The 8,503-nt window shown below is 38.2% G+C and carries 13 protein-coding genes and 3 pseudogenes; 9 read left to right on the top strand and 7 right to left on the bottom strand.

The genetic code is table 11. From position 1 onward, the window contains the following. The first annotated feature begins 120 nt into the window (after nucleotides 1-120). The 5 genes from C1709_RS00275 to C1709_RS00245 all read left to right on the top strand — a co-directional run bounded on the left by C1709_RS00275 (nucleotide 121) and on the right by C1709_RS00245 (nucleotide 2,990). Nucleotides 121-609: a DUF1896 domain-containing protein gene (locus tag C1709_RS00275; RefSeq protein ID WP_262494195.1), complete on the top strand. Its 489-nt coding sequence runs from the start codon at nucleotides 121-123 to the stop codon at nucleotides 607-609. A gap of 659 nt (nucleotides 610-1,268) precedes the next feature. Beyond that, complete coding sequence (locus tag C1709_RS00265) at nucleotides 1,269-1,538, top strand: helix-turn-helix domain-containing protein (protein WP_021825761.1); 270 nt, start codon at nucleotides 1,269-1,271, stop codon at nucleotides 1,536-1,538. A gap of 20 nt (nucleotides 1,539-1,558) precedes the next feature. Then, complete coding sequence (locus tag C1709_RS00260) at nucleotides 1,559-1,873, top strand: helix-turn-helix domain-containing protein (RefSeq protein ID WP_021825736.1); 315 nt, start codon at nucleotides 1,559-1,561, stop codon at nucleotides 1,871-1,873. Continuing rightward, nucleotides 1,861-2,370 (top strand): DUF3408 domain-containing protein, encoded by a 510-nt coding sequence (locus C1709_RS00255; protein ID WP_102284984.1) that lies wholly within the window; start codon nucleotides 1,861-1,863, stop codon nucleotides 2,368-2,370. The genes C1709_RS00260 and C1709_RS00255 overlap by 13 nt, the downstream gene beginning before the upstream one ends. A gap of 200 nt (nucleotides 2,371-2,570) precedes the next feature. Continuing rightward, nucleotides 2,571-2,990, top strand: coding sequence for a plasmid mobilization protein (locus C1709_RS00245; protein ID WP_102284982.1), 420 nt, complete (start codon nucleotides 2,571-2,573; stop codon nucleotides 2,988-2,990). A gap of 62 nt (nucleotides 2,991-3,052) precedes the next feature. Here the strand turns inward: C1709_RS00245 and C1709_RS01075 are convergent, their stop codons facing one another. From C1709_RS01075 to C1709_RS00235, 3 genes are read right to left on the bottom strand one after another with little or no spacing between them, the layout of a single operon-like run. Next, complete coding sequence (locus tag C1709_RS01075) at nucleotides 3,053-3,250, bottom strand: IS1/IS1595 family N-terminal zinc-binding domain-containing protein (RefSeq protein ID WP_102284981.1); 198 nt, start codon at nucleotides 3,248-3,250, stop codon at nucleotides 3,053-3,055. Beyond that, complete coding sequence (locus C1709_RS00965) at nucleotides 3,201-3,371, bottom strand: hypothetical protein (protein WP_180991367.1); 171 nt, start codon at nucleotides 3,369-3,371, stop codon at nucleotides 3,201-3,203. The genes C1709_RS01075 and C1709_RS00965 overlap by 50 nt, the downstream gene beginning before the upstream one ends. A 9-nt stretch (nucleotides 3,372-3,380) precedes the next feature. Beyond that, nucleotides 3,381-3,893, bottom strand: a complete 513-nt coding sequence (locus C1709_RS00235) for a hypothetical protein (RefSeq protein WP_180991366.1) — start codon at nucleotides 3,891-3,893, stop codon at nucleotides 3,381-3,383. Between the two features lie 62 nt (nucleotides 3,894-3,955). Between C1709_RS00235 and C1709_RS00230 the strand changes: the two genes are divergently transcribed. Together C1709_RS00230 and C1709_RS00225 are read left to right on the top strand one after the other, a co-directional pair. Then, entirely contained in the window at nucleotides 3,956-4,243 is a 288-nt protein-coding gene (locus C1709_RS00230; protein ID WP_102284979.1) for a hypothetical protein, read from the top strand. A gap of 57 nt (nucleotides 4,244-4,300) precedes the next feature. Further along, nucleotides 4,301-4,705 (top strand): annotated as a pseudogene (locus tag C1709_RS00225) (transposase); the annotation flags it as partial. Nucleotides 4,706-4,972: 267 nt separating this feature from the next. On the opposite strand, the gene C1709_RS00220 reads toward C1709_RS00225, so the two are convergent. From C1709_RS00220 to C1709_RS00210, 3 genes are all read right to left on the bottom strand, one after another. Next, nucleotides 4,973-5,599 (bottom strand): hypothetical protein, encoded by a 627-nt coding sequence (locus C1709_RS00220; protein WP_102284978.1) that lies wholly within the window; start codon nucleotides 5,597-5,599, stop codon nucleotides 4,973-4,975. Nucleotides 5,600-5,604: 5 nt separating this feature from the next. Continuing rightward, nucleotides 5,605-6,162, bottom strand: a complete 558-nt coding sequence (locus C1709_RS00215; RefSeq protein WP_102284977.1) for a hypothetical protein — start codon at nucleotides 6,160-6,162, stop codon at nucleotides 5,605-5,607. 113 nt (nucleotides 6,163-6,275) lie between these two features. Then, entirely contained in the window at nucleotides 6,276-6,599 is a 324-nt protein-coding gene (locus tag C1709_RS00210; RefSeq protein ID WP_245836871.1) for an RHS repeat-associated core domain-containing protein, read from the bottom strand. A 118-nt stretch (nucleotides 6,600-6,717) separates the two neighbouring features. Between C1709_RS00210 and C1709_RS00205 the strand changes: the two are divergent. Then, a pseudogene (locus C1709_RS00205) lies at nucleotides 6,718-6,933 on the top strand (IS1380 family transposase); the annotation flags it as partial. Between the two features lie 220 nt (nucleotides 6,934-7,153). On the opposite strand, the gene C1709_RS00960 reads toward C1709_RS00205, so the two are convergent. Continuing rightward, on the bottom strand, nucleotides 7,154-7,471 hold the full coding sequence (locus tag C1709_RS00960; RefSeq protein WP_007175505.1) for a hypothetical protein: 318 nt from the start codon (nucleotides 7,469-7,471) through the stop codon (nucleotides 7,154-7,156). Between the two features lie 419 nt (nucleotides 7,472-7,890). On the opposite strand from C1709_RS00960, the pseudogene C1709_RS00195 reads away from it, so the two are divergent. Further along, a pseudogene (locus tag C1709_RS00195) lies at nucleotides 7,891-8,503 on the top strand (hypothetical protein); the annotation flags it as partial.

The raw sequence follows: 8,503 nt of genomic DNA, 5'->3' as shown, positions 1-8,503 counted from the left end.
CTGTAACTTTGTAATCGGTAGTCATATTAAATATATTTGTAACTTGTTGTAAATCAACTGTAAAGATATAAAATATTTGTGAGACTATCAACTTTTTTATGAACTATTTCTTATCCCGAACTGGGGTCAGATAATAGCAAAAAGGAACTTTCCTATTTTCGATTGAAGTTGGAAAGCTATATGAGTGAACATCATCCCGAAAGAATGAGTGATACGGAGTTTATCACGGCAAGAGCCGACATGGCACTGACCGCCTACTGCGATGCCGTGGCGCAAGGTTTTAACCATTTAGAAGCAGAAAGAATAGCAAGTGAAGTGCTTTTCAGTGGACTGCACTTTTCAAAGTATGACACCCTTGTTTACATCTTGGAGAACGAATTTGAGAAGGAACTTCCTGCACCGCTCCCCGAGAGGCTTTCACTTTTGTTGTTGGCGAATAAGGCTGTTCAAGCCACATTCGACAAGTTCGGTTTGACGGACACATTGGCTTCTGACGAGCAATACGGCCGTCTTTACACCGAACTCACAGGCACGATAGTGCTGCTCATCGAGAGCAACAATCTGCCAACGGTCAAACTGACGGAGGAAGCAAGCCCAAAGGCGTTGTAGGCAAAGGCAGACGCAAAGCCCCTGAAGCCGTTTCTTATCGTGCAAAGGTACAACGGCAGCCTGTCTGCCCTGAAAGGTCGAGTCCTGCGGATGGAGAGAAGAATCTCCACCGCAGGATTTTTCTGTTTCAAGGTGGTATTGCCATTTTCTATATCCATGCGGTCGTATTCATCTCTCCCAACCTTGCAGGGCAGGGCTGCCGTAGAGAGTATAGGCACGACAAGAATACGGCATACTCAGGCTCTTTGGACGCAAGGCGTAACAACTAACAACAGATAGGACTGACGATAATACGGACAATCTATTGTTTGTACAATTTGTTGTCATGACTATCTGTTGTCAAAACTATATATCGTCAAAATAATCTATCGATAAAACTATCTATCGACACTTCGACATCTCGATTTGTCGAACTATCGAATTATCGATAAAACAACAAGATAATAAAAGGAACGAGCCGGCACCTCATCTCATTACCGCAATAACACAGACGGATTTCCTTTGTTTTTCTATTGCTTTCTCTCTATTTCCCTGCTTATCCTCATTTCTTGCAGCGGTGCTTCCGAGGGTTTACTTTTGTACCCGAGAAGTACGGCAATGGACTGCATAACAGTTTGTTTGCTGAGTAACAATAAAGTAATCAAAACAAAATTAAGGCAATGAAACTCATTATCATCGACCGCAAAGCGTGGGAGCGACATCGCTCCGAATTTGCAGACTTTATCCATCGTGTGGAGAAACTCATCGGTAATCCTCCTGAGACCGAGCAATGGCTCGACAACGAAGCCGTGTGCAAGCGTTTAGGCATCAGCAAGCGTACCCTACAATCATACCGAGATACGGGCAAAATCCCTTTCTCCATGATTGGACACAAGTGTTATTACAAACAGACCGACATCAGTGAAATGCTGAATGCAGTCAAGGATTGAAATCAAAGAATGAATGAATTATGGCAGAGAATGAAATCATTACGCGGGAAGACCCTCAGATGCAGTTGTTTTCACAACTGATGGAAGGCACTTTGAAGAAGTTGGAGCGGTATTGTGCCACAGCTCGTCCGATGTTAGATGGCGAGGTTTACCTTTCGAGCGAGGAAGTGTGCAGGCAATTACGGCTCAGCACACGCACGCTCCAAGAGTACAGAAACTCAGGAACGCTTCCTTTCTACAAAATCGGAGGGAAGATACTCTACAAGCAGAGCGACATACAAGCCATGCTTGAAAAACACTATAACCCGATACCCAAGAAATTATGGCAAGAATAGATGAAAAAAGGAAACAACGCTTGGAACAAGCCATTAGAGATATGGGAAATTATGGCGTTAAGCTCCGCAAGCCCGAAGAGTTACCCGATTTTGACCAGCCCTCCGATTATGAAGAGGAAAAGAGAAGGTTTGAGCCTGTTGATAAAGTTGAGGAACAAAATGACAAGGAGAGTAACGAGGATTTTTCTCAACCGTCCTATCAAGAAACAGCGTTGTCGCCAACAGAAAGGGCTACTTCTACCGAAGAATTTCATCAAAGAATGGGAAAAACAAAGGACAGAAAGCAATTATCCGAGTTTCTGGGGAAATATCTCCAGCCCTTTCGCAACAGCCACCGCAAAGCCGTGTATGTATCAGAGGAAATCCAACGAAAGTTAGACTTCGTGGTGCGGAGAATCGGTGAGCATGGAGCGAGCGTTTCGGGATATGTCGAACAGGTACTGCGGGAACACCTCGACCAATACAAGGAAGATGTGGAAAGATGGAGGAAACTCTGAATTACTGAATTACTGCATTCCTCGAATGCAAGCCTACGCCGAGTTACTGTATTCAATGAATGCAGTAACACAGCAGGGGCTTATAATCCCATTTTCTACATCAGCAAGGTGTGTCTTTGTACCACAAATTGCAATTTGTACCACAAAGACCCTTGCCCCAAAGGGGGATTAAATCACTCCCAAGTCGTGATTAGAAAGCAATGAAAAAGCAGAAACAAAAGAAGCCAGACGGCAGATGTGCCACCTGCCCAAGATGGGACAGATGGCACATCAGGATACCTAATTCTGAAGACCAGCAGAAGCTTATCAGACTCTACCGCAAGTCGGGAGCAAAAACGAAAAGTGATTTTGTCCGAGCAAGACTTTTAGGTGAAGCCTTTAAGGTCATCACCCAAGACCCTGCAAAAGAACCTTACTTGGAGAAACTCTCCGAAATCGTTGCCATGACTCATAAGATAGGCGTGCTATACAACGAAGCCGTGAAAGCCCTCAATACTTATCATTCTGTCGCCACTGCTCAACCACTGCTCAACAAACTCGAAACCTATTCCCAACTTCTTATTAGACTGCAACAGCAAGCAGTGCTGCTGACAAAATCCCTTGAGAGTAAACAAGAATGAATGCTGATAAATCATAACACCCAACGTTAGTACCGTGCTGCGATTGCCCAATCCCTCTTTGGTCAGTTATCAATGTTAGGAAGATAGGCTTTGTATGTGTAGTCGGTAATAAAACGCTTCCGGCAATTCTTACATCGGTAGCGTTGTTTACCTGTACTACTTCTACAACTTTTAATAATATTGTTGGAGTGGCAATAGGGACACAGAAACTCAACTTTTAATCTGGAGCATAAAGTTCCAAAAACTTCTCGTTGGCTCATTGTTCATAGCTTTTCTTGCAAAGATAGCAAAAGGCAGAGAATTTATCCCTGCCTCTGTGCCTAATCTTAAAAGAATATTGATAATCAGATAATTATTTTGATATTTCCCGATTTGGAGCATTACTAATTTCTAATTACCGTTCATGTTCATATGCAAAACAATTTCATCGACAGTATTCAATTCTTTGTATGTGTTAACTAATGGTCTTCCTAACGAATCTGTTTTGAAAATAACACGACCACCATTTCTATCTCCATTTGAGTGATTTTCTATTGTGTATCTTGTAAAAGGTTTGAGATTTATCATTTGCATTTCCTTGGGATGTAGCGCCGTAACTACTTTGTAAGATGGATTATGTCTATTGAAATAGAATACATTAACTGCTACAGAATCTTTTCTAAGTTCCACATCATACATCATGTAATTTAATCCGTCTTCTTCTATTAACATATAATAAATACCATTTCCTTGTTTTGTATATATCGCTTTGTTGGTAATATCAAGATAAATTGAGTTATTTGTACATCCTGCCAATATTATGCAAACAATAATATATCGTATGACATTACTTAATTTGATTTTCATAATCCTTCCACCATATATTAATTTGATTAATCTTATATTGGGTCTATAACGTTTCATGTGGGTAATCGAGTTTTAATCCACCTGTTACGAAGTAGACCATATACTTAAAGTTTTCTGTATTGACAAATCCTCTTGCCCTCTTTTTAGCGAGTTGTATTTGTGAGTTTGGAACAACCAAGAGAGTTTACCGAGCCAACGACATCCGAGCGAAACTTGATCAAACGGCTGACACTTGGATAGGAGCTTGCTTCTTCGCTAAGAACATCATGAAGTTCCTAAGGGGACTTCTTTATCTTATTTTCGAAAAATCGGGCTTGAAGACCTTCCAAAAGAGAATTATGAGCATTTTTGACAGCATGGAGGCTGTATTACCCACACCACAAGGCTGTATGAAAGAAATAAATTAGCAGACCCTATATATCGAATGGCATGACACTTTTCAGCCTGCAAAATGAGCTATAGGTCTCAATTTTATGATAACGCCGGGAGATGTTGATGACCGTAAGCCTTTGGAGTACAAAGCATTTATAGATTTTATATATGGTAAACGGGTTGCTGACAAGGGATACATCGGCAAGAACCTCTTTCAAAGGCTTTTCGTTGACGGAATACAACTTATTACCAAATTGAAAACTAACATGAAAGGAGCTTTAATGAGTGTTTCTGACAAAATCTTACTCAGAAAAAGAGCCATTATAGAAACTGTGAATGATGAACTTAAAAACATCGCACAGGTAGAGCACTCCAGGCATAGATGCTTTGACAATTTCATCATCAACTTATTAGGGGCCATTGCTGCCTATTGCTTGTTTCCAAAGAAGCCGTGTATCAATGTACAAAGAACCATTGATACACAACTTGCTTTGTTCTTAATTCGTCGAACTCACGTTAAATTAGATTATAAACAAAAAATGGCGTATAACTCATGAATAGGATTAAATGTGAAAAGATTTTTTTAATTCCATTCACTTTTCCAAGTATGAGCATTAATATAATGCAACATGTTCATAAAAATACTAATATTTCATTATCACTCATCATATTATTTCTCGTTTTTACAGAAATCCGAAAGTACTATTTTTTGTATCAAACAAACAGAAAATATTTTATTTTCTTGATAATCAGAAGTTCATATATCATTCATCAGACAGAGTTTGATTTTTAACTAATTTATAGTTTGAGTATTTCCCATCTATTCCTAATGGAACTATATATTCCCCACAATATTTCCAATACTCATTCTCAAAAACTCTTTTCTCTTCTATCATTATATAAAAAAAGTTAGACCTTGAACCAAGTATTTTATAAGTTGGGTAATATTGCCCTTTGGTGTCCACGACGTAAAATGAAGAAAAATTTCCTAATACAGCGGTTTTATCAAACTGGTCTTTATATTCTAAGGTATCATTTTCAATTGTAATTAAATATAGATTATAATGAATATGATGATTATCCGTATTCCGTATTTGAAAAGTGCTTTTTTTACTTCTTTTTCGAGATTCAAGAACAGTAATTCTGCTTCTTTGGGGTCTGCTATCTAGTACAAGAATACTATCATTTCGTAGTTGCCAATTTCCTTTTACTTCAGTCTTTATAAATTCCGACCTATTATAATAAACAAAGCTTCCATTTTCCAGTAATTCTATACTTTCATAATAATGTGGTGTTTTATAAGTAAACACATCTTTTTTATTAAATGTATTCTGTGAATATGCAAACAAATGCAATACAAACAATCCTAATAAAATTTTTACATTTCTCATAGACTCTATTTTTTTTGACCTTTTTGATAATCTTTTTGCCAACCTTTATAAACTTCTTTTATAAGAATACCCAAACTGCCAGCTTGCTTAGTTTGCAGTCTTAGCATTTTTCCAGTTTTTGATTTAATATCTATTGACCGACTTGGTAAAGTTTGGTATGCCGGCGAACTCATTGAATTACCAAAAGTTTTAACATCACGATCACTCATTTGTAAAGGATAGCCATCTACAACAATTTTCGGAGTTTGGAAAAACTGTATACCCGTACCTAATGCACGTTCTCTGTTATATGCCTTAGTTTCATCTGTAATATCATATAACTGTCCATACCCTGAATTGTCAACAACTAATGATACTTTTCCCTCTTCATATTGATAAGCGTGTATCAATTCGTGACCTACTATTCCAATGCTATTGTTTCCAATACCTATTTTAACCTCACCCGAAACCATATCATAACTCATTCCCTCTTCTTTACTCGACTTGTCTGAAAAAATAGTGTATACTTGATCTGATTTTTCCAACTTAGATATTTCTTCTAAAGCAGTTTTATAGAGAGACATAAGTTCTCCACCTATACTCTATTCTACAGCACTAATGTTTATCATTTCTTGTAAATTGTTTATATTTCCGGATAGTCGATTTTTACAATTCTTAACAATGCCATCAGGATCTTTTATTTTTTTCCATCCGGATCAACAAACCGCACCGGATCATTCACACAATACGCATAAGGACTTGTGGAGTAATATTTCTCCGCCAGCGGATCCATCGTGGTGAAGCGGCAGGTGGCGGCATCGTAGCGTCTTGCCCCATAGTCGTATATGTCGAAACCGATTTGGCGTTCGAGTTCCTTGCCGTTGTATTTGTAGGATTGAAAATCGCCGTTCAAGCCCTTGCCCATAAGACCACCGAAAGGGTAATAGTCGTTGCGTTCCTCCAATTTGCCATTCGCACACGAGTCGCTGTATTTGTATTTCACAAATCTGTTATTAGACATCGTAACTTTCTGTGGCAAATTTAGCACATTATAGTTCATAGAGACAGAGAAGTATGATGCAAAGCCTACATACAAGAAGTTCCTTGGTTATCGCCCTGGCGTGGCGGTTATTGGCGATTTGATAGTCGGTATAATCCGTAACTTTTACAAGGCCATTATCCAAAGACTTGATGTAAAGAGGTTCGGACTCAATACAACAAGTCGCATAAAAGCGTTTGTCTTCAGGTTTATCTCTGTACCAGCCAAGTGGATCAGGACATCAAGGCGGTATGTGCTGAATATCTATACCTGTAATAATGCTTACGCAGATGTTTTCCAGACTGATTTTGGATAATGCCTACAACTTATGGGAATGATATTGTGTATTGCCTCAATTCACATTGTGGGGTAAGGGGATATTGTAGGCAGAAGTGGGTGCTTCAAGTTCAAATTATCTGCAAATTCAGTAATGAGAGGACGTGTAAACGCAATAAGGACGTTCAAGGGCTTAGTTGCGGATTTGAGGATTTTTATTATCAGATAGTTATTTTGGCAACTCCCGATCTGGGGAATTATTAATAGATTTTTTTATTATTGATTATTAATTTCTTCGTTATAAGACATTCTCCTTTATAATAACCATTGTAATACGTTGTCATATCATTTTTGATTATATATATATCGTTTGGTAAGACCTCTACTTCTATTTGATAGAAGTTTTTTTGCTTTATCTTCCGAAATATCTTCTTTACAACTTTTATACTTTCACAACTATCATAACATATAAAAAAATCTTTTCCTTTAGATGTTTTGAAAATACCATATACCTCCATATTGGTTGGTGGTAAATCTTTATATTCCCAATTTTGGACAGAGATGGTAATGTCATTCATTATTTTATCACATCTAAGAATAAATACTTCAGATAAACTATCTTTTGAAAGTCTTGTGAGAATTTTATATAAATCGTTTTTTTTACGTCTTATGTCACAAAGATTGTACCCATAGAAAGAATTCGATATTCTTGATGAATCCCGAATATTGGTATAATACTTTATAATGCTCTGGCATATAGCAGACTGCTGTATAAAAATGCTCAATAATATAGTCAACAGAAAACTTCTCATCTCATTTATGTTGTTTATTCCCTTAATTCCGCAACACTATTATAAATTAAACTTTTTAAGTACCTGAGCAACAAAAAGTTCTTGAACAAGTCAAGCGGCAGAGCCGAGCGGCTCAGGATTTTGCCATGTCAGAATTTTCACTTATCTTAGTGTTGCAAAAAAAACAAGAGAATCCGACGATAGACATGGCAAAGATACAAATTAAATCTGAGAGACTCACTCCTTTTGGTGGATTATTTTCAATCATGGAGCAATTTGACTCCACATTATCATCTGTAATCGACTCAACCCTCGGTCTAAGGTGTGGATCGTTCGGTTATCAGTACAACGAAATAATCCGTTGGATTTTATCCTTCGTTTTCTCGCCATGGCAGAGTTCAAGCAAGCTTAACTCTGCTCATCTGGCTTAACGAAAACGTTCTCTCACGAGTATCTACTTCTGTGGCGGTTCATGTATTGAGTATGTCACTACTCATTTGATGAACCACCTCTCGCTTCATCCGACACTTCGCACTTGTAGCTCTGATACTATCCTCAGAGCGATAAAGGAGTTGACGCAAGAAAACATTTCATACACATCAGATATGGGCAAGACCTACGATTTTAATACGGCTGACACTCTCAATACTTTATTGCTCAATTGTATATTTGCATCTGGCCAACTGAAAGAGGGTGAGATGTATGATGTTGATTTCGACCACCAGTTCATAGAGACAGAGAAGTATGATGCAAAGCCTACATACAAGAAGTTCCTTGGTTATCGCCCTGGCGTGGCGGTTATTGGCGATTTGATAGTCG

The organism is Metaprevotella massiliensis (genome assembly GCF_900241015.1).
The sequence above is the reverse complement of the archived record's forward strand: the minus strand, read 5'-3'. Positions and strand labels throughout refer to the sequence as shown.

Excerpts from the sequence above, each read along its gene's own strand:
- C1709_RS00265 (WP_021825761.1), top strand. The coding sequence starts at position 1,269 with ATGAAACTCATTATCATCGACCGCAAAGCGTGGGAGCGACATCGCTCC.
- C1709_RS00260 (WP_021825736.1), top strand. The coding sequence starts at position 1,559 with ATGGCAGAGAATGAAATCATTACGCGGGAAGACCCTCAGATGCAGTTG.
- C1709_RS00255 (WP_102284984.1), top strand. The coding sequence starts at position 1,861 with ATGGCAAGAATAGATGAAAAAAGGAAACAACGCTTGGAACAAGCCATT.
- C1709_RS00245 (WP_102284982.1), top strand. The coding sequence starts at position 2,571 with ATGAAAAAGCAGAAACAAAAGAAGCCAGACGGCAGATGTGCCACCTGC.
- C1709_RS01075 (WP_102284981.1), bottom strand. The coding sequence starts at position 3,250 with ATGAGCCAACGAGAAGTTTTTGGAACTTTATGCTCCAGATTAAAAGTT.
- C1709_RS00965 (WP_180991367.1), bottom strand. The coding sequence starts at position 3,371 with ATGCTCCAAATCGGGAAATATCAAAATAATTATCTGATTATCAATATT.
- C1709_RS00235 (WP_180991366.1), bottom strand. The coding sequence starts at position 3,893 with ATGAAACGTTATAGACCCAATATAAGATTAATCAAATTAATATATGGT.
- C1709_RS00220 (WP_102284978.1), bottom strand. The coding sequence starts at position 5,599 with ATGAGAAATGTAAAAATTTTATTAGGATTGTTTGTATTGCATTTGTTT.
- C1709_RS00215 (WP_102284977.1), bottom strand. The coding sequence starts at position 6,162 with ATGTCTCTCTATAAAACTGCTTTAGAAGAAATATCTAAGTTGGAAAAA.
- C1709_RS00210 (WP_245836871.1), bottom strand. The coding sequence starts at position 6,599 with ATGTCTAATAACAGATTTGTGAAATACAAATACAGCGACTCGTGTGCG.
- C1709_RS00960 (WP_007175505.1), bottom strand. The coding sequence starts at position 7,471 with ATGAATGACATTACCATCTCTGTCCAAAATTGGGAATATAAAGATTTA.